The 25,086-nt window shown below is 71.2% G+C and carries 20 protein-coding genes and 1 pseudogene; 7 read left to right on the forward strand and 14 right to left on the reverse strand.

The features are described from left to right. Positions 1-52 precede the first annotated feature (52 nt). Positions 53-1,486 (reverse strand): Gfo/Idh/MocA family protein, encoded by a 1,434-nt coding sequence (locus ACFVT2_RS05215; RefSeq protein WP_390012406.1) that lies wholly within the window; start codon positions 1,484-1,486, stop codon positions 53-55. A gap of 406 nt (positions 1,487-1,892) precedes the next feature. Between ACFVT2_RS05215 and ACFVT2_RS05220 the strand changes: the two genes are divergently transcribed. Further along, complete coding sequence (locus ACFVT2_RS05220; protein ID WP_390012408.1) at positions 1,893-3,260, forward strand: alpha-amylase family protein; 1,368 nt, start codon at positions 1,893-1,895, stop codon at positions 3,258-3,260. A 13-nt stretch (positions 3,261-3,273) separates the two neighbouring features. Here ACFVT2_RS05220 and ACFVT2_RS05225 read toward each other — a convergent pair whose 3' ends face one another. Continuing rightward, a complete protein-coding gene (locus tag ACFVT2_RS05225) occupies positions 3,274-6,222 on the reverse strand; it encodes an FAD-binding and (Fe-S)-binding domain-containing protein (RefSeq protein ID WP_390012723.1) in 2,949 nt (982 codons plus the stop codon). A gap of 36 nt (positions 6,223-6,258) precedes the next feature. Continuing rightward, the gene (locus ACFVT2_RS05230; protein WP_390012410.1) at positions 6,259-6,759 is read right to left on the reverse strand and encodes a MarR family winged helix-turn-helix transcriptional regulator; all 501 of its coding nucleotides are present in this window, start codon (positions 6,757-6,759) and stop codon (positions 6,259-6,261) included. 203 nt (positions 6,760-6,962) lie between these two features. Here ACFVT2_RS05230 and ACFVT2_RS05235 point away from each other — a divergent pair, with 203 nt between their 5' ends. After that, entirely contained in the window at positions 6,963-8,810 is a 1,848-nt protein-coding gene (locus ACFVT2_RS05235; protein ID WP_390012412.1) for an ABC transporter ATP-binding protein, read from the forward strand. Between the two features lie 63 nt (positions 8,811-8,873). On the opposite strand, the gene ACFVT2_RS05240 is transcribed toward ACFVT2_RS05235, so the two are convergent. From ACFVT2_RS05240 to ACFVT2_RS05255, 4 genes are all read right to left on the reverse strand, one after another. Further along, on the reverse strand, positions 8,874-10,052 hold the full coding sequence (locus ACFVT2_RS05240) for an SGNH/GDSL hydrolase family protein (RefSeq protein ID WP_390012725.1): 1,179 nt from the start codon (positions 10,050-10,052) through the stop codon (positions 8,874-8,876). Positions 10,053-10,202: 150 nt separating this feature from the next. Further along, on the reverse strand, positions 10,203-10,871 hold the full coding sequence (locus tag ACFVT2_RS05245; protein WP_390012414.1) for a lactate utilization protein C: 669 nt from the start codon (positions 10,869-10,871) through the stop codon (positions 10,203-10,205). After that, entirely contained in the window at positions 10,868-12,361 is a 1,494-nt protein-coding gene (locus ACFVT2_RS05250; RefSeq protein WP_390012416.1) for a lactate utilization protein B, read from the reverse strand. Before ACFVT2_RS05250 ends, ACFVT2_RS05245 begins: the two co-directional genes overlap by 4 nt. Then, positions 12,358-13,158, reverse strand: a complete 801-nt coding sequence (locus tag ACFVT2_RS05255) for a (Fe-S)-binding protein (RefSeq protein ID WP_390012418.1) — start codon at positions 13,156-13,158, stop codon at positions 12,358-12,360. Before ACFVT2_RS05255 ends, ACFVT2_RS05250 begins: the two co-directional genes overlap by 4 nt. 232 nt (positions 13,159-13,390) lie before the next feature. On the opposite strand from ACFVT2_RS05255, the gene ACFVT2_RS05260 reads away from it, so the two are divergent. From ACFVT2_RS05260 to ACFVT2_RS05270, 3 genes are all read left to right on the forward strand, one after another. Beyond that, complete coding sequence (locus tag ACFVT2_RS05260; RefSeq protein WP_390012420.1) at positions 13,391-14,719, forward strand: MFS transporter; 1,329 nt, start codon at positions 13,391-13,393, stop codon at positions 14,717-14,719. A gap of 608 nt (positions 14,720-15,327) precedes the next feature. After that, entirely contained in the window at positions 15,328-16,098 is a 771-nt protein-coding gene (locus ACFVT2_RS05265; RefSeq protein WP_390012422.1) for a GntR family transcriptional regulator, read from the forward strand. A gap of 93 nt (positions 16,099-16,191) precedes the next feature. Continuing rightward, entirely contained in the window at positions 16,192-17,361 is a 1,170-nt protein-coding gene (locus tag ACFVT2_RS05270) for an adenosine deaminase (RefSeq protein WP_390012424.1), read from the forward strand. A 111-nt stretch (positions 17,362-17,472) separates the two neighbouring features. Here ACFVT2_RS05270 and ACFVT2_RS05275 read toward each other — a convergent pair whose 3' ends face one another. From ACFVT2_RS05275 to ACFVT2_RS05295, 5 genes are all read right to left on the reverse strand, one after another. Beyond that, positions 17,473-18,678, reverse strand: a complete 1,206-nt coding sequence (locus ACFVT2_RS05275; protein WP_390012426.1) for an LLM class flavin-dependent oxidoreductase — start codon at positions 18,676-18,678, stop codon at positions 17,473-17,475. 1 nt (position 18,679) lies between these two features. Then, positions 18,680-19,774 carry an ABC transporter substrate-binding protein gene (locus tag ACFVT2_RS05280; protein WP_390012428.1) on the reverse strand — a complete coding sequence of 365 codons (1,095 nt, stop codon included), beginning with the start codon at positions 19,772-19,774 and terminating at the stop codon, positions 18,680-18,682. Positions 19,775-19,865: 91 nt separating this feature from the next. After that, on the reverse strand, positions 19,866-20,738 hold the full coding sequence (locus ACFVT2_RS05285; RefSeq protein ID WP_390012430.1) for an ABC transporter ATP-binding protein: 873 nt from the start codon (positions 20,736-20,738) through the stop codon (positions 19,866-19,868). Further along, positions 20,711-21,583: an ABC transporter permease gene (locus ACFVT2_RS05290; RefSeq protein ID WP_390012432.1), complete on the reverse strand. Its 873-nt coding sequence runs from the start codon at positions 21,581-21,583 to the stop codon at positions 20,711-20,713. Before ACFVT2_RS05290 ends, ACFVT2_RS05285 begins: the two co-directional genes overlap by 28 nt. 155 nt (positions 21,584-21,738) lie before the next feature. Beyond that, complete coding sequence (locus tag ACFVT2_RS05295) at positions 21,739-21,831, reverse strand: putative leader peptide (protein ID WP_390012434.1); 93 nt, start codon at positions 21,829-21,831, stop codon at positions 21,739-21,741. A 191-nt stretch (positions 21,832-22,022) separates the two neighbouring features. Here ACFVT2_RS05295 and ACFVT2_RS05300 point away from each other — a divergent pair, with 191 nt between their 5' ends. Beyond that, on the forward strand, positions 22,023-22,445 hold the full coding sequence (locus ACFVT2_RS05300; protein ID WP_390012436.1) for a secondary thiamine-phosphate synthase enzyme YjbQ: 423 nt from the start codon (positions 22,023-22,025) through the stop codon (positions 22,443-22,445). A 524-nt stretch (positions 22,446-22,969) separates the two neighbouring features. Further along, on the forward strand, positions 22,970-23,194 hold the full coding sequence (locus ACFVT2_RS05305; RefSeq protein WP_390012438.1) for a hypothetical protein: 225 nt from the start codon (positions 22,970-22,972) through the stop codon (positions 23,192-23,194). Positions 23,195-23,234: 40 nt separating this feature from the next. Here ACFVT2_RS05305 and ACFVT2_RS05310 read toward each other — a convergent pair. Then, positions 23,235-24,403, reverse strand: a protein-coding gene (locus tag ACFVT2_RS05310) for an IS3 family transposase (RefSeq protein WP_390012440.1) whose coding sequence is annotated in 2 segments (ribosomal slippage) — positions 23,235-24,139 and positions 24,139-24,403 — 1,170 coding nt in all. Because the reading frame shifts where the segments join, the coding sequence is not laid out codon by codon here. A gap of 68 nt (positions 24,404-24,471) precedes the next feature. Next, a pseudogene (locus ACFVT2_RS05315) lies at positions 24,472-24,951 on the reverse strand (serine/threonine-protein kinase); the annotation flags it as partial. Between the last annotated feature and the right edge of the window lie 135 nt (positions 24,952-25,086).

A 25,086-nucleotide genomic window follows, 5' to 3' on the forward strand; every position in this document is an offset into this window, starting at 1 on the left:
GCGGACGGCCTGCCACCGGGCCCCGGACGTAGGCCGGAGGGCCGCGTCCCCGCTACTCGGCGGGCTTCTGCGAATCCATCCCCGGGCGCGCCTTCCGCCACAGCCCCCGGGTGAAGTCCGGGATCTCCTGCGGTGCGCCCTTCGCCTTGATCGAGCGGTCGCTCAGCGGCACCGGTGCGGACCAGGTCGCCGCGTCATAGACGTCGAAGTCCGGTACCAGGCCGAGCCGCAGACACTGGGTCAGCCGGAAGACCAGCATGTAGTCCATCCCGCCGTGGCCGCCGGGCGGGTTGGCGTGCTCCTTCCACAACCAGTGGTCCCACTGTGCGTACTTCCCGAAGTCGCCCCACTCGTCGTTGCTCTGGTCGGGCTCCAGGTAGATCCGCTCGGGGTAGTCCTCGAAGAGCCCCTTGGTCCCGCCGAGGCTGTTGATCCGGCTGTACGGGTGCGGTGTGGAGACGTCGTGCTCCAGCCGGATCACCCGTCCCTTGGCGGTCTGTACCAGGCTGATCGTCCGGTCGCTCTCGACGTAGGACTCCTTCCAGCTGGGGTCGCCGGGCGGCATCTGCTGCTTGCGGTACGCGGCCAGACCCAGCGCCGGTGTGCCGAAGCTGGTGATCCGGACCACCCGGTCGCCGCGGTTGACGTCCATGTAGTTGGCGACCGGGCCGAAGCCGTGGTTGGGGTAGAGGTCGCCGCGCAGCCGGGTGTGCCACAGTCGGCGCCAGGGCCCCTCGTAGTACGCCGGGTCGAACATCAGGCCGCGCAGGTCGTGGATGTACGCCCCGGCGCCGTGCAGCAGGTCGCCGAAGAGGCCGGCGTGCGCCATCCGCAGCACCCGCATCTCGTTTTTGCCGTAACAGCAGTTCTCCAGTTGGAGGCAGTGTCTGCGGGTGCGTTCGGAGAGGTCCACCAATTCCCACAGTTGGTCCAGGCGCAGGGCCAGCGGGCACTCCGTGCCGACGTGCTTGCCGTTGAGCATGGCGGTCTTCGCCATCTCGAAGTGCCAGTCCCAGGGGGTCGCCGCGTAGACGAAGTCGATGTCGGTGCGCTTGCAGAGGTTTTCGAAGTCGTGGTCGCCGTTGGTGTAGACGGCGGGTGCGGGCTGTCCGGCCTTGGTGACCTTCGCCGCGGCCTTGGCGACCTTGTCCTTCACCGGGTCGCAGAGCGCCACGACCCGTACGTTCGGCATCGCCAGGAACAGGTCGATCATGCTGCCGCCCCGGTTGCCGAGGCCGATGATGCCGATGCGCACCGTGCTGCGCGGCTCGAACGGCACTCCGATCATGGTCTTGCCGTGGGGCCTGGGGGGCGTGGCGGCGGCCTCGGCCGCGCCGGTCGCCCCGGGTGCGGCGGCGGACGCCGGTGCGGTGCCCAGTCCGGCGATTCCCAGTCCGGCGCCCGCCGCGCCGGCGGTCCACAGGACCGAACGGCGGCTGGGGCCGGCCTCGTTGGGCTCTTGGTTCTGCGGTTGTGCCTCGTGCATCGGTCCTCCAAGGGAGCGGATCGTACGCGGGACAGTCGTGAACCTCGGTGAGGACCCTGACGGTTGGGCGGCCTGGGGCACAAGAGGGCCCATTGGACTCTTGGTGCACGTACTTGGACTCTTCGTACACCGCGGGTGTCGCCGAGCCGCGCCGCCTCGCCCGCCCACGTCAGTGTCTTTCGCAAGAGCCTGAAAACCCTTGCCGAAAACCTTGACGTGTCCACGCACGAAAAGGCAGGCTCCGAAGCGGAATCCCCCCATGGCGGCCTGGCGCGTGGCTGCTCTCGTGGGCGCGGTCCCCGTGCCCCATGACGAAGGAGCCGCAACAGTGCAGCGACGAAGGAGCCGCGACAACGCAGCGACGAAGAGGCCGTACCAGGGGCCTCGCTCCCGGGTGCGTGCCCGGGTGCGTTCCCGGGCGCGGGCCCGGACGCTGGCCGGGGTACTGGCCGCGGTCGGCCTCGCCGCCTTCGCCCCCTGGCCCTCGCAGGCCACCCCACCCGGCGACCGGACCGTCACCGCCACCCTCTTCGAGTGGAAGTACGCCGACGTCGCCCGGGCCTGCACCGACCAACTGGGCCCGGCCGGCTACGGCTACGTCGAGGTCTCACCCGCCTCCGAGCACATCCAGGGCGACCAGTGGTGGACCTCGTACCAACCGGTCAGCTACAAGATCGCCGGACGGCTCGGCGACCGGGACGCGTTCGCCGCGATGGTCGGCGCCTGCCACACCGCCGGCGTCAAGGTCGTCGCCGACGCCGTCATCAACCACATGGCGGCCGGCTCCGGCACCGGCACCGGCGGCACCCAGTACACCAAGTACACCTACCCGGGCTACTACCAGGACTGGGACTTCCACGGCTGCCGCAAGAACATCTCCGACTACACCAACCGCGACGACGTCCAGAACTGCGAACTGGTCGGGCTCGCCGACCTCGACACCGGCAGCGACTACGTCCGCAGCACCCTCGCCAAGTACCTCGACGACCTGCGGGCGCTGGGCGTGGACGGCTTCCGGATCGACGCGGCCAAGCACATCGCCGCCGCCGACCTCGCCGCCATCAAGGGCAAGATGAAGGACCCGGGGTACTGGGTGCAGGAGGTCGTCTACGGCGCCGGCGAGGCCGTCCAGCCCGACGAGTACACCAACACCGGCGACGTCGACGAATTCCGCTACGGCAGCCACCTCAAGAGCGCCCTCCAGAGCGGGAACCTCGCCCAGCTCAAGTCCGTCGCGGACGGCAAGCTCGGCAGCGACAAGGCCCGCACGTTCGTCGACAACTGGGACACCGAGCGGAACGGCTCGACCCTGACGTACAAGGACGGCGCGACCTACACCCTCGCCAACGTCTTCATGCTCGCCTCGCCGTACGGCTCCCCGAACGTCTACTCCGGCTACCAGTGGACCGACAAGGACGCCGGCCCGCCGGCCTCCGGCAGCTCCGCCTGGACCAATGAGCACGCCAAGCGCGAGATCACCGGGATGGTGGGATTCCGCAACGCGGTGGGGTCGGCGGAGCTGACCAACTGGTGGGACAACGGGGGCAATGCGATCGCCTTCGGGCGCGGGTCGGCGGGGTTCGTGGCCCTCAACGCCGGGGACGGGGCGGTCAGTCGGTCGTTTGCCACGTCGTTGCCGGCCGGGACGTACTGCGATGTGGTGGCGGCGGTGCCGGGGTCGTGCGACGGGCACACGGTGACCGTCGGTGGGGACGGGCAGGCGCAGCTCACCGTGCCCGCCCACGGCGCCGTGGCCCTGCACCTCGCCCGCTGACGCCCGCCCGTCCTCAAACGCCGTACGGACCGGGGGCGTTGCCGGGACGCGTTGCCCATTCCAACGCCAGGAGGGCCGAGCGGTAGCCTCGGCCCTCCGTTGCGTGGTCCATGCCGATCTCGCACATGCGGTTCGCCGAGAGGTGGGCGTCGAAGGGGCGGGCGGTGACCTCGGCCGCCTCCTTCGCGGTGGCGGATTCGGTCAGTTCCCGGTGGAGCAGGCCGCGGTCGCCGGCGAAGGCGCAGCAGCCCGCGTCGTCCGGGACCACCACCTCGCGGGCGCACGCCTCGGCGACCCGTCGCAGTCCGTCCTCGTCGCCCAGGTGCTGCATGGAGCAGGTGGGATGGAGGACGGCGGAGCCGAGCGTGCGGCGGATCTCCAGGTGCGGGAGGAGCTCCTCGGCCCAGACCACGGAGTCGACGACGGTCAGCTCGGCGTGCAGTGAGCGGTTGAACGGCGTCAGGTACGGCACCACCTCGCGGGCCAGACCGAGGGTGCAGGACGAGGCGTCCACGACCAGCGGCAGCGCTCCGCCGGCCGTCCAGCCCCAGGCGGCCTCGACGATGCGGTTGGCCATCAGCCGGTTGCCCCGCTCGTAGCCCTTGGAGTGCCAGATGGTGGCGCAGCAGGTGCCGGTGACGTCCGGCGGGATCCACACCGGGCGGTCGGCCCGCCGGGCGAGCGCCACCACCGCCTCGGGGAGGGACGGCCCGCGGTGGCCGGCGGGTTCGCCGAAGATGCGGTTCACGCAGGCCGGGTAGTACACCGCGGCCGCGCCGGTCCGGCGGGTCGCGGGCAGCCGGCGGGCCGCGGCGCCGGGGATCTGCGGTAGCCACTCCGGCACCAGGTCGGGGCGGACGGCCTTGCGGGCCGCGCCGGTCACCCCCGTCAGCAGCCGGTCGTCGAGCCGGTCCGCGGCGGCCACCGCCAGCCGGGCCGCCCGCTCGACGGCCCCGAAGTGCCGGGCGGTCCGCTCGGCGATCCGCTCCTCGCGCGGGGTGTGCCGGCGGTGCCGGAAGTCCTTCATCAGCGCGCCGGTGTCGATGCCGACCGGGCAGGCCAGCTTGCAGGTGGAGTCCCCGGCGCAGGTGTCCACCGCGTCGTAGCCGTAGGCGTCCAGCAGGGCGTCGTTGACCGCGGAGCGGGGCGGCTGGCGCAGCATCTCGCGGCGCAGCACGATCCGTTGGCGGGGCGTGGTGGTCAGGTCCTCGCTGGGACAGGTCGGTTCGCAGAAGCCGCACTCGATGCACGGGTCGGCGACCGCCTCGACCTGGGGAATCGTCTTCAGGCCGCGCAGGTGCGCCCGCGGGTCGCGGTCGAGCAGGACCCGCGGGGCGAGGATGCCCCGCGGGTCCACGGTCTCCTTGATCCGCCACATCAACTCCGTGGCCCGCGATCCCCATTCCAGCTCCAGGAACGGCGCGATGTTCCGGCCGGTGGCGTGCTCCGCCTTCAGCGAGCCGTCGAAGCGCTCGACGGTCAGCCGGCAGAAGTCGTCCATGAAGGCGGCATAGCGGGTCACGTCGTCGGGGTCGGCGGCGTCGAAGGCGAGCAGGAAGTGCAGGTTGCCGTGGGCGGCGTGGCCGGCGACCGCCGCGTCGAAGCCGTGCCGGGCCTGGAGTTCCAGCAGCGCGGTGCAGGCGTCGGCGAGCCGGGCCGGCGGGACCGCGAAGTCCTCGGTGATCAGGGTCGTGCCGGCGGGTCGGGAGCCGCCGACCGCGGTGACGAACGCCTTGCGGGCCTTCCAGTAGCCGCCGATCACGGCCGCGTCCCGGGTGAGGTCGTTGCTGACCGACGGCACCGGGGCGACCAGCTCCAGCCCCGCCAGCACCCGCGCCGCCGCCTCCTCGTACGCCCGCTGCGCGGCCTCGTCCGGTGCCCGGAACTCCACCAGCAGCGCGGCGGTCTCCTTGGGCAGGTCCGCCCAGTCGGCGGGGACCCCGGGCACGCGCACCGACGCGCGCAGGGTGTTGCCGTCCATCAATTCCACGGCCCGGGCGCCGGCTTCGGTGAAGCGCGGGACGGCGGCGGCCGCGGCCGCGAGGGTGGGGAAGAAGAGGAGCGCGGTGGAGGTGTGCCGGTCAAGCGGCAGGGTCGTGAAGACCGTCTCGGCGATGAAGCCGAGGGTCCCCTCGGAGCCGACCATCAGCCCGCGCAGGATTTCCACCGGCGTCCGCCCGTCGAGGAAGGCGTCCAGGCGGTAACCGTTGGTGTTCTTGATCGCGTGCTTGGCGCGGATCCTGGCGACCAGATCCGGGTCCGCCTCGATCTCCGCCTTGAGGGCCAGCAGTTCGGTGCAGAGCACCGGTTCGGCCCGGGCCAGCCGGGCGTCGGCGGCCGGGTGCGCGGTGTCGACGACGGTGCCGGACGGCAGTACGAAGGTCAGCGAGGCCAGCGTCCGGTAGGAGTTACGGGTGGTGCCGGCGGTCATCCCGGAGGCGTTGTTGGCGACCACCCCGCCCACGGTGCAGGCGATGGCGCTGGCCGGGTCGGGGCCCAGCAGCCGGCCGTACCGGGCGAGCGTGGCGTTGGCCCGCAGCACGGTGGTGCCGGGCCGGATCCGGGCCCGGGCACCGTCGTCCAGCACCTCGATGCCGGCCCAGTGGCGGCGCACGTCGACGAGGATGTCCTCGCCCTGCGCCTGGCCGTTGAGGGAGGTCCCGGCGGCCCGGAAGACCACGTTGCGGCCGTGCGCGCGGGCGTACGAGAAGACCGCGGAGACGTCGTCGGCGGTCTCGGCGATCACCACGACCTGGGGGAGGAAGCGGTAGGGGCTGGCGTCGGAGGCGTAGCGGACCAGGTCGGAGACGGTGTGCCGCACCTTGTCCGCGCCGAGCAGCGCGATCAGGTCGCCGCGCAGCGGTTCGGGGGTGCCGGTCGCCAGTCGTTCGGGCACCCGGTCCGGCGCGGGGTGGGTGGTGCGGGGCCGCAGGGCTTCGGGCGTGGGCTCCAGCAGGGGCACGGTCACCTCCGGTTGACTGCGCGCCGGGCCCGTGGGTCAGGCCGGTGCGGCAGAGCGGTGCGGTTCCCCCGGTCCGTCGACGAGGGTGGCGAGCAGACCGCCGAGCACCTCGCGCTGTGCGGCGGTCAGGGGGGCCAGGATCTCCTCCGCGGCGGCCCGACGTGCGCCGCGCAACGCCCGGAGCGCGGACCGGCCGGTGTCGGTCAGCTCGATCCGCACCACCCGACGGTTGGTCGGATCGGGCACCCGGCGCACCGTGCCGTTCGCCTCCAGCGCGTCCACCAGCGTGGTCACGGCGCGGGGCACGACCTCCAGCCGTTCGGCCAGGTCGGCCATCCGGGGCGGGGTGTCGCGGCAGTGGCCGACGATCCGCAGCAGGCGGGACTGCGCGGGGGTGCAGGCGATGTCCAGGTGGGCCATGTGGCGCTTCTGGGCGCGCTGCATCCGGCGGGTCAGTCGCACCAGCTGCTCGGCCACGTTGGCCTCGCTGGCTGCGTTGGCTGCGTTTGCGCTGACCGACGACTCGGGGGAGGGCATGCCCCCACAGTACAGGACAAGATTCATTGTGAGCATAGGTAACAATGAGCTAAGCTCGGCAAAGTTTTCACCCTCGCGGCCTGCTGGTGCCCGCCGTCCTAGCCCTCCTGGTTCCGGCCTTCCCGGCCGCCTAGTTCCCGCCAGCCTCTCTAGTTCCCACCCGCCAGCCCCCTAGTTCCCACCCTCCACCCTCGTAGGAGCCCATGCGTCCCGAAGAACCGAACTGGACCCCGCCCCCCAAGGACCCCGACGCCCCGGTCCAGCTGCGGCGGATCCTCGCGCTGTTCCGCCCCTACCGCGGCCGGCTGGCCCTGGTCGGCCTGCTCGTCGCCGCCTCCTCGCTGGTCTCGGTGGCCTCGCCCTTCCTCCTCCGCGAGATCCTGGACGTCGCCATCCCCGGCCGGCGTACCGGCCTGCTGACCCTGCTCGCCCTCGGCATGATCGCCACCGCGCTCACCACCAGCGTCTTCGGCGTCCTCCAGACCCTGGTCTCCACCACGGTCGGCCAGCGCGTCATGCACGATCTGCGCACCGCCGTCTACGCCAAGCTCCAGCGGATGCCACTGGCGTTCTTCACCCGCACCCGCACCGGTGAGGTCCAGTCCCGGATCGCCAACGACATCGGCGGCATGCAGGCGACCGTCACCTCCACCGCGACGTCCCTGGTCTCCAACCTGACCTCGGTCGTCGCCACCGTCGTCGCCATGATCGCCCTCGACTGGCGGCTCACCGTCGTCTCGCTGCTGCTGCTCCCGCTGTTCGTCGGAATAAGCCGCCGGGTCGGCAACGAACGCAAGAAGATCACCACCAAGCGGCAGAAGCAGATGGCCACGATGTCCGCGATGGTCACCGAATCCCTCTCGGTCAGCGGCGTGCTGCTCGGCCGGACCATGGGCCGCGCCGACTCGCTCACCAAGAACTTCGCCACCGAGTCCGAGCGCCTGGTCGACCTGGAGGTCCGCGCCAACATGGCCGGCCGCTGGCGGATGGCCACCATCGGCATCGTCATGGCCGCCATGCCCGCGCTCATCTACTGGGCGGCCGGCCTGGTCCTGCAACTCGGCGGCCCGGTCTTCTCCCTCGGCACCCTGGTCGCCTTCGTCTCCCTCCAGCAGGGCCTGCTGCGCCCCACCGTCTCCCTGCTGACCACCGGCGTCCAGATGCAGACCTCGCTCGCGCTCTTCCAGCGCATCTTCGAATACCTCGACCTGCCGGTCGACATCACCGAGCCCGCCGCCCCCGTTCCACTCCCCACCCCGCGCGGCGAGATCCGCTTCGAGAAGGTGACCTTCGGCTACGACCCGGAGGCCGCCCCCACCCTCGACGGCATCGACCTGACCGTCCCGGCCGGCAGCAGCCTCGCCGTCGTCGGCCCGACCGGCAGCGGCAAGACCACCCTGAGCTACCTCGTCCCGCGCCTCTACGACGTCACCGGCGGCCGGGTCACCCTCGACGGCACCGACGTCCGCGACCTCGGCTTCGACACCCTCGCCCACGCGGTCGGCGTGGTCTCCCAGGAGACCTACCTCTTCCACGCCTCGGTCGCCGAGAACCTGCGCTTCGCCAAGCCCGACGCCACCGACGAGGAGATCGAGCGGGCCGCCCGGATCGCCCAGATCCACGACCACATCGCGGCCCTCCCCGACGGCTACGAGACCGTCGTCGGCGAACGCGGCTACCGCTTCTCCGGCGGCGAGAAGCAGCGCCTGGCCATCGCCCGCACCCTCCTGCGCGACCCGCCGGTCCTCGTCCTCGACGAGGCCACCAGCGCCCTGGACACCCGCACCGAACACGCCGTCCAGCAGGCCGTCGACGCGCTCTCCGCGGGCCGCACCACCCTCACCATCGCGCACCGCCTCTCCACGGTCCGGGACGCCGACCAGATCGTCGTCCTGGACGGCGGCCGGATCGCCGAACGCGGCACCCACGACGAGCTGTTGGCCGCCGACGGCCGCTACGCCGCCCTGGTCCGCCGCGACACGCACCAGGAGGCGCCGGACGCCGAGGCCGGTACCGCGGACGACGGCCGCGCCCCCGGGGCCCTGGTGTGACCGGAGCCCCGGGGCGTGCGCAGCAGGAGGCGGCAACCGTATGTGACGGTGCATCAGGATTGATCAGAGGGTGGCCGGATCGACCGCCTGCGCCATCGCCCGGTACCCCGCGTCGCCCGGGTGCTTGAAGTCCCCGCTGTCGTAGGCGGACCGCAGCGCGTCCGGGTCGGCGGGATCCGCCGTCACCGCCGCGAAGTCGACCACCGCGTCGAACGCGCCCGCCGTCCGGATCCACTCGTTGACCGCCCGGCGCTTCGCCTCCGCGGCCGGCGTGTGGTACTCCGACCCCTTGAACGGCAGGATCGTCCCCCCGATGACCCGCACCCCGGCCGCGTGCGCCCGCTCGATCAACTCCCGGTAGCCTGCGATGAGTTGCTCAGCGGAGTTGTCCGGGTTGGGCTTGTACGTCGGCAGGTCGACCTCGCTGAAGCCGATGTCGTTCAGGCCGACCAGGACGACCACCGACCGCACGCCCGGCTGCGCCAGCACATCGCGGTCGAACCGCGCCCCGGCCCGCTCGCCGAACCACGCCGAGTCGTTCAACAGCAGATTCCCGCCGATGCCCAGATTGAGGACCCGGAGCGGACGCCCCTCGGCGGCCAGCCGCTCGGCCAGCGCGTCCGAGTACCGCCGGTCGGCGTCGTCGGTCGACCCGAAGCCGTCGGTGATCGAGTCACCGAAGAGCACCACGGTGTCCCGCCGGGCCGGGTCGCCGTCCGCCAGCTCGACCGCGGCCAGGTAGTACCACGAGACCGAGGTCTCCCCGAAGACCGCCGGATCCACCTCCCCCAACTGCTCGCCCGCGGCCCGGTACGCGGTGGCCCACGCCTGTGCGTGGAAGGTCGCCGGTCCGCTCGGCCCCGCGAAGTACAGCGACACGGTGAGCGACTCCAGCGCCGCCACGGTCACCTCCGCCGCGTCGCTGTACACCTCGCCGCCCGCCGGGATCCGCACCGACGCCGCCCCGCCGAAGGTCAGCGGCCGGACCGAACCGGCCGCCACCGCCGCCCCGGCGCCGGCCCGGGCGAGGCTCGCACCGGACACCTCCAGCGGCGCGGTCCCGTACCGGTTGGAGAGCTTGATCCGGGCCCGGGTCCCGGCCCCGGTGACCCGCACGGTCTGTCGTACGGTCTGGTCCGCGAACCCCTCCTCGGCCCAGTTCTTGTGGAAGCCCACGCTCGGCCGCTGCACCGCGGTGGCCCAACCCGCGTTCCAGGCAAGGGAGTTGTCGTAGCTGTTCATGGCTGTCGGCTGCCTCTCGGTCATCTGCTCGGTGGCGATGACCAGGAGTCTGCCGGCCGGCGCGCGGGCCACCCAGACACCTGGCGTTGGTACCCACCGGGTGCCTACCAACGCCAGGGTCACCCTCCGCGGGCCGGCCGCCCGCGCGGCTTAACCCGAGTCCCCGCGCTCCGTGCCGTCCGCCAGCAACACCACCTCCAGCGTCCGCGGACCGTGCACCCCCTCCACCCGGTCCAGTTCGATGTCACTGGTGGCGGACGGCCCGGAGATCCAGGTCAGCGGGCGCTCCGGGGACAGCCGCGGCAACGCCTCGGGGACCGAGCCGACGACCTGGTCGGGGACCCGCACCACACAGATGTGGTGGTCGGGGACGAGGGTGATCCGGCGCCGCCCCTGATCCGGGCCGGCGTCCAGGACCAGCGTGCCGGTCTCCGCGACGGCCACCGCACACCCCGTCACCACACTGTCCACCGCGTCCAGTTCCCGCACGGTGTCCGCGGCCCGGTCCGGGCGCTGGACGACCTCGGCGGCGGACAGCCATCGCGGATCCAGCCCGGGCGGCACCACCACCGTCCGCGCCCCGCGCGCCGACAGCAGCCGGCCGAGCAGCGCCGGCAGCCCGGCGGGCGTACAGCGGTGCACCACCGCCCGGTAGTCCGCGAGGTTCTCGGCGAGCAACGCGACGGTCTCGTCGGTCGTCCGGGAACCGTGCACCCGGCGGTAGTCGCGGGGGACGGGCGGATCGTGCGGCCCCTCACCGCGCGGCACATCGGCCAGCGCCCGCCGCACCCGCGCCAACACCACGTCCCTGCCGCTCACTTGACGCCTCCTCGGTCGGGTCCGCCGGCATCGCCCCGGGTGCGTTGCCACCAGTCGCGGAACGACTCGGCGGGCACCGCCGGCAGTGTCCGGGTGTCGCTCCAGGCGCGCCCCGGCCCCGGCAGTCGCCGCGGATGCAGCCGCCGGGTCCGCGCGGCCAACCGCATCCCGCCGCGCAGTGCGCCCGGATGGTCGAACGCCCAGGCGGCGGCGCGCATCGCGGCCCGCTCCGCGGCGTGCCCCTTGGCGGGTTTGAGCACGACCCGGGTCCCGTGCTGGGTGACCGGGCCGCCCTCCACCACCCGTTCCCGCAGGTGCACCAGCACCTCGGGGATGTCGATGGCCACCGGACACACCTCGTAGCACGCCCCGCACAGCGACGAGGCGTACGGCAGCGACTGCTCCAACGGGCCTGTCATACCGCGCAGTTGTGGGGTGAGGATGGCGCCGATGGGGCCGGGATAGGGGGATCCGTAGGCGTGCCCGCCGGCCCGCTCGTACACCGGGCAGACGTTCAGACAGGCCGAGCAGCGGATGCAGCGCAGCGCCTGCCGTCCCACGGTGTCCGCCAGGGTGTCGGTCCGCCCGTTGTCGAGCAGCACGAGGTGGAAGGTCCGCGGCCCGTCGCCGTCCGTGGTCCCGGTCCAGGTGGTGGTGTACGGGTTCATCCGCTCGGCCGTGGAGGAGCGCGGCAGCAGTTGGAGGAAGACCTCCAGGTCCTGCCAGGACGGCACGGTCTTCTCGATGCCGACGACGGAGATCAGGGTCTCCGGCAGCGTCAGGCACATCCGGCCGTTGCCCTCGGACTCCACGACCACCAGGGTGCCGGTCTCGGCGACCATGAAGTTGGCGCCGGAGATGCCCACCTTCGCGGTGAGGAACTTCTCCCGCAGGTGCTGGCGGGCCGCCTCCGCCAGCTCGGCGGGGGAGTCGGACAGCCCCTCGGGCGCCGGACGCCCCCACTTGCCCATCTCCCGGCGGAAGATGTCCCGGATCTCGGTGCGGTTGCGGTGGATCGCCGGCACCAGGATGTGCGACGGGAGGTCGTCGCCGAGCTGCACGATCAGCTCCGCGAGATCCGTCTCGTACGCCCGGATCCCCGCCTCGGCCAGCGCCTCGTTGAGGCCGATCTCCTGGGTGGCCATCGACTTGACCTTGACGACCTCGCGCTCACCGGTCTCCCGGACCAGCCGGGTGACGATCCGGTTGGCCTCGTCGGCGTCCGCCGCCCAGTGCACCCGGCCGCCCGCGGCGACCACGGATTCCTCCAACTGCTCCAGGTAGTGGTCGAGGTGACGGAGTGTCCGGTCCTTCACCGCGGCGCCCGCGGCCCGCAGTTGCGCCCAGTCGTCCAGCTCGGCCACCGCCTTGGCCCGCTTGTCGCGGATGGTGTGGGTGGCGTGGGTGAGATTGGCCCGCAACCGGGCGTCACGGGTGGAGACGGCCGCGGCCTGCGGGAACGCCGGCATCCCGAGGAAACTGCGACTCACCGCGCGCCCCCTTCCGCACCGACGCCCCGGCCCGCTCCGCCGTCCGCCACCGCATCGGCCTCCGTACTGGCCAGGATCTCCGCGAGGTGCACCGGCCGCACCGGCGAACCCTGCCGGGCGAGCATGCCCCCGATGTGCAGCAGACAGGAGTTGTCCACCGTGCAGACCGCCTGTGCGCCGGTCCCGGTCACCGCGCGGACCTTGTCGGCGCCCATCGCCGCCGACACCGCCGGATTCTTCACCGCGAACGTCCCGCCGAACCCGCAGCACTCCTCCGCGCCCGGCAACTCCTTGAGCGTCAGCCCCCGGACCTGCTCCAGCAGCCGCCGCGGCCGGTCGCCGAGCCCCAGCATCCGCAGCCCGTGGCAGGTGGGGTGATAGGTCACGGTGTGCGGATAGTAGGCGCCGACGTCGGTCACCTTCAGCACGTCCACCAGGAACTCCGTCAGCTCGTAGGTCTTGGGTACGGCCCGCGCCGCGGCCTCGGTCAGCTCCCGGCCGTGCCCCTCCGCCGCGGCCTTCGCCGCGATCCGCGGAAAGTTGTCGCGCACCATCGCCGCACAGGAACCGGACGGGGTCACCACGTACGCGTAGTCCCTGAAGGCCCGGTCGAAGCGGCGCACCAGTGGCTCGGTGGCGTGCCGGTAGCCGGTGTTGAACTGCGGCTGACCGCAGCAGCTCTGCTCCGCCGGGAAGTCGACGTCGACGCCCAGCCGTTCCAGCAGGGTCACCACCGCCCGCCCGGTCCGTGGGTGGAGCGTGTCGTTGATGCAGGTGACGAACAGTGCTACCCGCACGGTGCCTCCTCCTCGCGCTCTCTTCCCGGCGCTCCGCCGGCCCGGCTCGGCGGCATGCCCGGGATGTTGCCACCGCATTGCCGGCGCATGGCCATCGCCTTCCCGCGGTCCTCCGGCCGCGACTTCGTCGCCGTAGCCCCTGGCGGTCGGTCGCCTCAGCGGTACATGATCGCCTTCCGGATCATCCTGCCCCAGCGGCAGGCCGAGGAGAAGGACCGGGAGCTCAAGGACGATGTCGAGCGCACAGCCCATAGCCGAGGACGGGGCACCCGAGGGTGACCGTCCGCCGTCGCAACTGCGGCAACTGGCCGCCGCCTCCGTCGGCAACGCCGTCGAGTGGTACGACTGGTACGCCTATTCCTTCCTGGCGGTCTACTTCGCCGACCAGGTCTTCCCCAAGGGCGCAGGCAACTCCCTGGTGCCACTGCTCTCCACCTTCGCGGTCTTCGCGGTCGGCTTCTTCATGCGCCCGGTCGGCGGGCTGCTGTTGGGCGCGGTCGCCGACCGCCGCGGCCGACGCGCCGCGCTGACCCTCACCATCCTGCTGATGGGCGGCGGCAGCCTGCTGGTCGCGCTCACCCCCACCTACGCGGCCACCGGCGTCCTCGCGCCGATCGTGCTGGTCATCGCCCGCCTGGTGCAGGGCCTGTCGGTGGGCGGCGAGTTCGCGGCGTCCACCACGTTCCTGGTCGAGTCCGCCGGACCGGGCCGGCGCGGCCTGTTCTCCAGCTTCCAGTACGTCTCCACCACCCTCGGCCAACTGCTCGCCTCCGGCACCGGGGCGCTGCTCGCCGCGCTGCTCACCGAGCACCAGATGGGACAGTGGGGCTGGCGCATCGCGTTCCTCGTCGGCGCCCTGCTGAGCCTGCTCGGCCTGTGGATCCGGCGCGGCGCCCAGGAGACCCTTCCCCGAGCGCGAGCCGGGGAGGACCCCCTCGCCGCACAGCGGGCGGCCCGCCCCGGCCTCTTCGAGGGCCTGCGCCGCTACCCCCGCCAGTCACTCCTCATCTGCGGCATCACCGCCGGCGGCACCATCGCCTACTACACCTGGACCACCTACCTCCCCACCTACGCCCAGGTCAACGCCGGTTTCGACAAGGGCGACGCGCTCCTCGTCGGCACCCTGTCACTGGTCTTCTTCGCACTGCTCCAGCCCCTCGGCGGCATGCTCTCGGACCGCATCGGACGCAAACCGCTGCTGCTCACCTTCGCGTTGGGCTTCGCCGTGCTGGCCGTACCACTGCTCCACCTGGTCACCGACGCGTTCTTCTCGCTGCTGCTGGTGCAGTGCGCAGGCATGGTGCTGCTCACCGGCTACACCTCGGTCGCCGCCGCGGTGAACGCCGAGGTCTTCCCGGCCCGGGTGCGGGCCGCCGGCATCGGCTTCCCGTACTCCTTCACCGTCGCGCTCTTCGGCGGCACCGCCCCGTACGTCGGCACGTGGTTCAAGCAGGCCGGCCACCCGGACCTCTTCCCCTGGTACGTCGCGGTGGTCTGCCTGGTGTCCTTCCTCGTCTACCTCGCGCTGCCGGAGACCGCGCGCCGGCCGCTGGACGCGTAGCGACGCAGCGGCATAGCCGGCCGACGACCAACCGGCCGGTCTGCCACGGCGGTTGCCCGCCCGGGTACACGGAAGGCGCCGCTCCTCCTGGGACATGGGGGAGCGGCGCCTTGTGGTGTTGCAAGTCCGTCAGACGAGCCAGCCCACGAGGTGGACGATGCCGGCAAGCAGGCTGGTGAGGATGTTCATCTGGCTCTGTTCTCCTAGCGAATTGCGTTGTGGGACCAACTCTCCGGCCCAGCAAGGGATGTCAGCCGGAGGCGCCGTAACGGTCTGCAGCCCGTCGCTTGCGCCCCGTAAGCATCACCCGCCGCGGCGTGCTCGGGGAAGCCTTTCCGTGCTCGACCACGCTTTCCGGCGAACACTCGATCCGGCGTTCGTTTGTTCCCATGGGGTGACGGGGGCGTCGGCTGTGCTGCGCAGTTGTCAGACAAGATCGCATGACATCGGGCAAGGTGCGCTGGGCGCGCCGACGTCGTCGGGGCCCGCGTCCTCGGGCGAACGGCCGGGGCGCCCGGTCGCTGGGCCCGGCACGATGGAAAACTGGCCGTACGCGCCCGCCCGAGGCGCGGTGCGGGCAGTCGGACCACGGACGCGGGGAGACCGAGATGGCTGACAGACAACAGAACCGGGAGCGCCCTCCGGGACGGCCCCAGCGCCGGCCGGTCGTCGCACTGTACGAGCGGATGGTCGAGGCCATCCGCGCCGGCACCTATCCGCCGGGTTCCACCCTACCGACCGAGCCCCGGCTCGCCGCCGAACTCGGCGTCAGCCGCCCGGCGCTGCGCGAGGCGCTGATCCTGCTCCAGGAGGACGGCGTGATCACCGTGCGGCGCGGGGTGGGCCGCACGGTCAGCCACCATCTGCCGCCGCGCGGCTTCGAGTTCCTCAAGCCGGTGGAGGCGCTGCTCGGGGAGGGGCGGCAGGTCGTCACGGTGCCGCTGGCCCGGACCCGCGAGGAGCCCACCGACTTCTCCACCCAGCACCTGGTCCTGCCGGCCCACGGCGAGGTGCGCTTCTGGGAGAGCGTGATCGAGGTCGGTGGCCTCCCGGCCTGCCTGACCCAGGAATGGGCCTCGGACGAGACGTTGGCGGAGCTGCTGCCGGACGCCGCGGCGGCGTTCGACGGGCCGGCCGGGCGGTCGTCGTCGATGCTGGGCCTGCTGCTGGACGCCGGGCGCGGACTGCCGCTGACCGGCAGCAGCACCATCGTGGCCACCACCCTCGGCCGACAGCGCGGCACCCAGCTCGGGCGCCCCGCCGACACCCCCGGTGTCCTGGTCACCCAGGTCGTCCGGTTGGACCGCACGCCCCTGCTGGCCGCCAAGCACATGCTGCCGCCGGGCGCCCCCGCCCTTCCGGTGTGGCAGGCGCGCTGAGCAGCCCGGATGCCTCGCCCTAGGGGCCGCCGCCGGACCGCCCGGTGATACCCGGTCGCCCGGTGGCGCTGCGACGTGTCATACTCCCGCCCCATGACGTTGTCTGACAAGCTTCCGCCGCAGTCCACCCACGCCCTCGACCAGGAACGGATCCGCCGCGCCCCCAAGGTGTTGCTCCACGACCACCTCGACGGTGGTCTGCGTCCGGAGACGATCATCGAGCTGGCGGAGGCGATCGGCTATCGGGACCTGCCGACCACCGATCCGGCTGCGCTGGCCGTCTGGTTCCGTGATGCGGCCGACTCCGGTTCGCTGGAGCGGTATTTGGAGACGTTCGCGCACACCTGCGCGGTGATGCAGACCGGTGAGGCGCTGTTCCGGATCGCCGCGGAGTGCGCCGAGGACCTGGCCGCCGACGGCGTGGTCTACGCCGAGGTGCGCTACGCCCCCGAGCAGCACCTGGCCGGCGGTCTGACCCTCGACGAGGTCGTCGACGTGGTCAATGCCGGTTTCCGCGCGGGCGAGCGCCGGGCCGCGGAGGCCGGCCACCGGATCCGTATCGGGACGCTGCTGTGCGCCATGCGGCACGCCGATCGCGCGGTGGAGATCGCCGAGCTCGCGGTCGCCCACCGGGACCGGGGGGTGGTCGGCTTCGACATCGCCGGCGGCGAGATCGGCAACCCCGCCGGCCGGCACGCCGAAGCCTTCGACTACCTCCGCAGCCAGGGCGCCCGGGTGACCATCCACGCCGGCGAGGCGGTCGGCGCGGAGTCCATCCACGAGGCGGTGCTGCGCTGCGGCGCCCACCGCATCGGGCACGGTGTCCGCATCACCGACGACATCACGATCGGCGCCGACGGTCAGGTCGGCCTCGGCCGGCTCGCCTCCTACGTCCGCGACCAGCGGATCGCGTTGGAGGTCTGCCCGACCTCCAACCTCCAGACGGGCGCCGCGACCGGCTACGCCGAGCACCCCATCGACCTGCTCCGCCGACTGGGCTTCCGGGTCTGCCTCAACACCGACAACCGCCTGGTCAGCGGCACCAGCATGACGCAGGAGTTCCAGCACCTGCGGGACACCTTCGGCTACGGCACCGCCGAACTGGAGGAGTTCACCGTCCACGCGGCCAAGGCCGCCTTCCTCCCCTTCGACGAGCGGACCGCCCTGATCAACGAGGTGATCCGGCCCGGCTACGCCCAACTGCGGGCGTGGGAGCTCAGCCGCGTCCCGGTGGGGGAGACGTCCGCCGCCCCGGCCGCGTAACCGGCGTCGCGTCCCGCGCGGCCGCCGGTCGGATGTAGTTCACGTTTCTACGAACTCGGGGTGGGGTCGGGAGCTTCCCGCCCGGCCCCACCCCCGTGCCGAACGCGCCGCTCAGCGCCCGCTCGCCACCAGCAGCGGCGCCCCACCGGGGGCCGAGGCGGGCCGTCCGTTCGCCGCCGGCACCCCGGCCAGCGGCGACGGCCCGGCGTCCAGGAGCCCTCGTGCGGCGAGCTCCGGCCGGACCCCCTCACCGAACCAGTACGCCTCCTCCAGGTGCGGGTACCCGGACAGCACGAAGTGCTCGACCCCCAGCGCGTGGTACTCCTCGATCCGGTCCGCCACCTCCGCGTGACTGCCGACCAGCGCGGTACCCGCACCGCCCCGCACCAGCCCCACCCCCGCCCACAGATTGGGCGAGATCTCCAACTTGTCGCGCGAGCCGCCGTGCAGCGCCAGCATCCGCTGCTGCCCCACCGACTCGCTCTTGCCCAGCGCCTGCTGGGCGGCGGCGACGGTGTCCGGGTCGAGGTCGTCCAGCAGGCGGTTCGCCGTGGCCCACGCCTCCTTCGACGTGTCCCGCGAGATGGTGTGCAGCCGGATCCCGAACCGGACCGTCCGCCCCTCCTGCTCCGCCAGCCCACGAATCCAGTCGATCTTCTGCTTCACCTGCTCCGGCGGCTCGCCCCAGGTCAGATAGACGTCGACGTTCCGCGCGGCCACCGGCCCGGCCGCCGCCGACGACCCGCCGAAGAAGATCTCCGGCAGCGGATCCGGCGGCAGCGCCGTCAGCCCGCCCTCGACCTGATAGTGCTCCCCCCGGAAGTCGAACGGCCGACCGCCCCACACCCCCCGCACGATCCGCAGGAACTCATCCGTCCGCGCATACCGCTGATCGTGCCCGAGATGGTCCCCGAACCGCTTCTGCTCGGTCGAGTCCCCGCCCGTGACCACGTTCAGCAGCAGCCGCCCCCGGGAGACCCGCTGGAACGTGGCCGCCATCTGCGCGGCCAACACCGGCGAGATCACCCCCGGCCGGAACGCGACCAGGAACTTCAGCCGCTCGGTGACCTGCGACAGCGCCATCGTCGTCAGCCAGGCGTCCTCGCACCACGTACCGGTCGGCGTGAGGACCGCCTCGAACCCCAACTGCTCGGCGGCCTTGGCGATCTGCGCCAGATACTCGACGTCCGGGGCGCGCACCCCGCTCACCGGGGTGATCCGGTCCCGCCGGATGCCCCCGTCGGTGTAGGCGTGCCGGTCGACGAGCGTCCGGCCGTCCCCGCCGGTCGGCAGGAACCAATGCAGGTGTACGGACATATCACTGGGCCTTTCCATAGGTACGCGGCGCCGTACTCGAAGGCGGCAGACCGCCGTTGAAGCGGGGATCGACCAACTCCCCGAAGTCGAAGGAGCGCGGAATCAGCTTCAACGCCGCGAAGGCATCCACGATCCGCTGCTCGGAGCCGACGGCGCCCTGGTCCACGGCGACCGGCACCGCCGTCCCCCGGGTCCGCTTGACCGCGTCCAGCGCCACCTTCTCCGGCAGCCCGGTCGCCTTCGCCCACGCCTTCGCCCAGACCTGTGGGTGCTTGAACACCCAGTCCTGGGCCCGCCGCAGTCGCTCCGTGTAGTCCTTCAGCGCCGCCGACTTCGCCTTGTCGTCCAGCGCGGCCGGCGCGGCGACCTGGAAACTCAACCCGTTCACCAGCCCCTGACCAGTCGTCAGCACCCGGGCATCGGCCTGGTCAAGCGCCTGCGAGGTGTACGGGTCCCACACCGCCCAGGCATCGACCTTCCCCCGGGTGAACGCGGCCAGCGCATCAGCCGGCTGGAGGTAGTTGAGCGTGACGTCCTTCGGAGACAGCCCCGCCGCCTTCAACGACGCGACCAGCTGGTAGTTGGCCGAACTGCCCTGCGCCACCGCGATCGACCTCCCCTTCAGCTCCGCCGGAGACCTCAGCGGCGAATCCTTCTTCACCAGGATCGCCTCGCCGTCCGACCGGCTGTGGGACCCCGCGATCACCTTGATCTTCGAGTGCGCGGCACCCGCGAAGACCGGCGGCGTGTTGCCGACCGCCCCGACGTCCACCGCCCCCGCGTTGACCGCCTCCAGCAGGGGCGGCCCCGACGTGAACGTGGACCACTTGATCCGGTACGGCAGATCGTCCAACTCGCCGGCGGCCCGCAGCAACGCCTCCGAACCGCCCTTCTGGTCCCCGACGTTGAGGGTCAGCGACCCCTTGCCGTCGGTGTGCCCGCCGACGCCGCCCCCGGCCCCGTCGGCGCGCGAGGCACCCCCACAGGAGGCCAGCACCAGGACGAGGGGCAGCGCGGCCAGGGCGAGGGCGAGCCGACGGCGCCCCGCCGCCGGGCCACCGGTGAATCCGGTGAATCCGGTGAATGCAGGTCTCATGAGATGTCTGTCCGTTCTGCGGTTCTGCGCTTGGTGGGGAGGTGGTGGAGGACGGAAATGCTGGGGTGACTGGGGGGGGGAAGCAATCGCATCAGGCGGCCGCCTTCTCCGGCACCCCGTCCGCCTCGCTCCTCGCCCCCGCTACCCCCAACTGGCCGAGCAACCGGGCCCGCAGCGCGGCACACCGCGGATCCGTGACGTCCCGCGGCCGGGGCAGATCCACCGCCGTCTCGGACGCGATCCAGCCGTCCTCCATCACCAGCACGCGATCGGCCAGCAGCAGGGCCTCCTCCACGTCATGGGTGACCAGCAGCACCGCGCACCCCCGCTCCTGCCACAGCTCGGCCACCAGCCGCTGTGCCTTGATCCGGGTCAGTGCGTCCAGCGCGCCGAACGGCTCGTCGAGCAGCAGCAGATCAGGGTCGCGCACCAGCGCCCGCGCTAGCGACGCGCGCTGTGCCTCGCCCCCGGAGAGCGTCTTGGGCCAGGCATCCGCGCGGTGGTCGAGCCCGACCTCCGCCAACGCCCGTTCCGCAGTGGCTCGTTGGGGACGCCCGGGCAGTCCCAGCAGCACGTTGCGCCAGACCCGTTTCCACGGCATCAACCGCGGTGCCTGGAACGCCACCGCCCTGCGTCGCGGGACCAGCACCTCGCCCTCGATCTCCCGATCGAGCCCCGCCAGCACCCGTAGCAGCGTCGACTTCCCGCACCCGCTGCGCCCGAGCAACGCCACGAACTCGCCGGCCTGAATGTCCAGTCGCAGCCCGTCGATGACCCGCCGCCGATCGAATTCCCGCACCAGCCCGGCGACCTGCACCGCGACCCCGCCACTCCCGGACGGCGCACCGGAGGACCGGGGGGACGGGGACGGCGCGCCGGGGGTTGGGGGAGACGGCGATGACGCATGCGCTGCGTCGGAGATGTCTGGTTCGGGGCTCACTGCCCCGTGAACGTCGGTCGCCATTGCAGCAACAGCCTTTCGAGGGTACGGACGAGGAAATCGGCGAGCAGCCCGAGCACCGCGTAGACCACCAGACACACGACGATCACATCGGTGCGGAAGAACTCCCGTGCCTGGTTCATCAGGAAGCCCAGCCCGTCGTCGGCATTGACCTGTTCACCGAAGACCAGTGCCAGCCAGGCGGTCGCCAGCGAGTACCGCAGCCCGGTCATGGCGCCAGGCAGCGCCCCGGGCAGCACCACGTGCCGGATCAACCCCCACCGGCCCAGCCCGAGCGCGGTCCCGGCCTCCACCAACTGCGCATCCACGCCCCGGATCCCGGCGTACACATTCAGATACAGGTGGAACGCGACCCCGACCGCGATCAGTGCGATCTTCGGGGCCTCGCCGATCCCCAACCAGATGATGAAGAGCGGGATCACCCCCACCCAGGGAATGGACCGCAACATCTGCACGGTCGCGTCGACCAGATCCTCGCCCAGCCGTGAGAGCCCCGAGACCAGCGCCAGCCCGATCCCGACGATCCCGCCCAACAGCAGCCCCACGACGACCCGTTGCAGCGAGACGCCCATCGCCGACGGCAGCGTCCCGTCCGCGACCATGCCGCCGCCCGTACGGGCGATGTCCACCGGGGACGCCAGCATGTCCGACGGCAGTACCCCGCTGGCGCTCAACGCCTGCCACACCACGACCAGTCCGACCGGCCCCACGGCCCGCCGTACCCACCGCGGCACCACCCATCGCCGGCCCGACACCGGCACCACCCGGGACAGCTCAACGGCCCCGCCCGGCGCCACCGACACCCCGACCGGAACCCGCCCGGCCACGGCAGCCTGCTCACCGCTCATCAACAACCCCAGACACACAGGCACCGGGCGGGCACACCACGCCGTGTCGCGACGCCGCGTCAGCACGCACGCATCACGCATCCGGCGCCCGAGGCACCCGGCACACACAGGAAGGAAAACTCAGCGAGAACCGCGGAACGCGAACGGAAAGAACGTCAGCAACAGCGGCCGCGACCACAACACGCGGCAGACGCCACCCGCAGCAGGTCGATGTGACCGCGCGTGGTGAGCAGGGCTGACGTAGACATGCCGTCGAACGTAGCGCCGCCCGCGGAGAGGGGTCAAACCCCCGTCTCGGCTGCTGGACCTTTGTTGCCACAGCATTGACCGGCCATCGCGGACCGGGGAAGCGGGGCCCGACCCGATGCGCCCCGCCCGACGCGGTGCCGCCACCCCGCGCATCCGCCGTGCGCCAACTCCCCTTTGGGAAGATCACCACATGGCTGCAACCTTCACGACACGCGAAATCGACGTACGAACCGGCTCGACGGAGACGGTCCACGACCTCACCCGGGAGTGCCTGGCCTTCCTGCGGGACACGGCACAAGGCCGCGACGGTCTGCTGAACGTCTTCACTCCCCACGCGACGACTGGTGTGGCACTCCTGGAAACGGGCGCCGGCAGCGACGACGACCTACTGGCCGCGCTGCACGATCTCCTCCCGGCGGACGACCGCTGGCAACACCGCCACGGCACCCCCGGCCACGGCCGCGACCACGTCCTCCCCGCCTTCGTACCCCCACACGCCACCCTCCCGGTAATCGCCGGCGAACTCGCCCTCGGCACCTGGCAGTCCGTCTGCCTGGTCGACACGAACATCGACAACCCGAACCGCCGGGTGCGGTTGAGCTTCCTGGGGTGACTTTCCTGCCTTCCGAGGAGCAACTTTTGTCGGTTGGTCGCGGGTCGGGCCGTCGAACGCCGGCCTATGCGTGACGCCGGCGCGTCGTCCCGGTACATGTGCCGTGCAGCGTTGATGCGATCTCGATGACGCATCATGTGGAGTGCGTGGCGATCCTGGAGCGGGCCTCAAAGGGTGCCTGACCTGCGGATTTGGGTGGCGTGCGTTATGTGCGGTGTGGGCGTTACGGGCGATATCTTGACGCTGAAATGACGCTCTCCGCGGCATCTTGACGCTCATATGACGCTCGTTCTGATGGGGCGTCACCTGCCTGGCCGTGCAGGTCGCGAGGGGTGCAAGGCGCAGTTCCCGAGGTTTGTCTTTACGGAACTTGCCGAAGATTGGTCTGGTTTCGTCGTCGCTGATTGCGGCGGCGACCGGGCTTGTTGATGGCTGGCAGCCGCGATCCGGTCGATTGCAGGTTTCTGCGACGAGGGGGACGTAGCACGCAGCTGTCGCCGCAGTGCGCGGTTATCGTCGGTTGGATGACGACTCACTTACGGCGCCTCACCATCCCGGGTCAGGATCCTGCCGCACTCGCCCGGTTCTGGGGCGGGGTGCTGCTCCGCCCGGTGATTGACGGCAGTGAAGGCCCTCACCTGCAGATGGTCGAAGGGAATGAGCCGCAGGCCCTGTACTTCACGCAAGCGCTGGCCCAGTCGGCTCCGGAAGGCGGCCCGTTCCTCAGCGTCGGGGCACTGTGCGGCTGAGGGGCCTCGCGTTTGCCGGACAGGTGTCTGACGGTCTATTTCACGCGGCGATTCGCAACTTCTCGTATTCGGCGTGGACTTCGCGTGGAGGGCGGTAACCCACTGCCGAATGAAGGCGTTTGTGATTGTACCAGAGTTCGATGTAGCGGGTGATGTCCTGTCGGGCGGCCTCGCGGGTCAAGTACGTTACGCGTGATGCGCGTTCATTCTTCAGGACTCCGAAGAATGATTCGGCCATGGAATTGTCGAAACAGATCCCGGTGCGCCCTGCGGATTTTCGAAGTTGGAGCCCCTTCAGGACGCCGGCGAACTCGGCGGACATGTAGTTGCTGCCACGGTCGGTGTGGAATATCGCGTTCTTGGCGAGCTTGCGGTTCCGTGCCGCGTTGCGGATCGCCCGGGTGATGAGCAGTGTCCGGTAGTGGTCGTCCATCGCATACCCGATAACTTCCCTGGTGCAGCAATCAATTACGGTCGCGAGATAAAGCCATCCCTCTGCAGTTGGTATGTAAGTTATGTCTCCGACGAGCTTCTCACCGGGGGCTTCGGCGGTGAAGTTGCGGCCGACGAGGTCCGGCACCGTGGCCTCGGCGGCCTGGGTGAGGGACCACCGCTTCGGTCGGGGCTGGCAGGGAACGAGGCCCAGCTCACGCATCAGCTCCAGGCCGGCGGCCACGTCCCAGCGCAGCAGCTGGGCGTGGACACGCCGGTAGCCGTAGGTGCCGTCGGAGTCCTCGAAAGCTTTCTGGATGCGCAGTTTCAGTTCCTCGCGGCGCTGGGCCGTCGCGGAATCCGGACGGGTGCGCCAGTCGTAGTAGCCGGATCTGGAAACGCCGAGCTGTTCGCACATGAACCCGACGGGGAACGCGTACTCCGCAGTATCGAGCCGCATCGTCTCGATGAACTCGTACTTGCTTGCTACTGGGGATCCTTCGCGAAGTACGCCGCGCATTTTTTCAGGAAGGAGTTCTCCATCTCCAGCTCGCGGTTGCGCCGTTCCAGCTCTTTCAGTCGGGCGCGTTCGTTGAGCGACAGTCCGGCGTCAGCGGGAGGTTCGTTCCGCTTCTCGTGCTTCTTCACCCAGCCCCGGAGTGTTTCCGGGTTGATTCCGAGTTCACGGCCGACTTCCGTGATGGTCTTGCTCGACCTCAGTGCGATCTGGACGGCTTCTTCCCGGAACTCCGGGGTGTACTTGCTGGGTGGCGCCACTTGCTCTTCCTCGTTTCCTGGTCAGGACAACCCTATTGGGTCACTGTCCGGAAACTTCGGGGCGCCTCACCGTCGGCAGCCAGCAGGACGTTGGACGGCTTCAGGTCCCGGTGGACGATACTTACGCCGTGGATGGACTGCAACGCCTCCGCGATGCCCGCGATGAGCAGCAGGATCGTCTGCGGTGCCAGGGGCCCGTGCTCTGCGACTGCGGCGGCCAGCGTCGGCCCCGGCACATATGCCGTGGCCAGCCATGGCCGCGGCCCCTCCGTGTCGGCGGCGACCACCGGCGCCGTGTACAACCCCTGAACTCGCTGGGCCGCCAGAACCTCCTGGCGGAAACGTCGCCGGAACTCCGGGTCCTCCGCGAACTCTGGCCTGATCACCTTGATCGCGACAGCGCGGCCACCCGGAGTGTAGGAGAGGTAGACCTTGCCCATACCCCCGGAGCCGAGCCGTGCGGACAGTCGGTACCCCGCTACCGTAGACGGGTCGTCCTCCTCCAGAGGCTGGAAAACCTCTCCAGAGCCAGAGGTGACGTTACCCATGCGCTCTCCCGTCTCTTCATGCTGTCAGCAGCCTGGTAACTAATCTTGGTGCATCTGGGGGCAGTTGTTCTTCGTAACGCAAATGTTCGTCTGGGAATTCGGAGGCGGACGGGGGCGTCCTGACCCACGGCTGAG

This window comes from Streptomyces sp. NPDC058000, assembly GCF_042886435.1.
GTDB lineage: Bacteria > Actinomycetota > Actinomycetes > Streptomycetales > Streptomycetaceae > Streptomyces.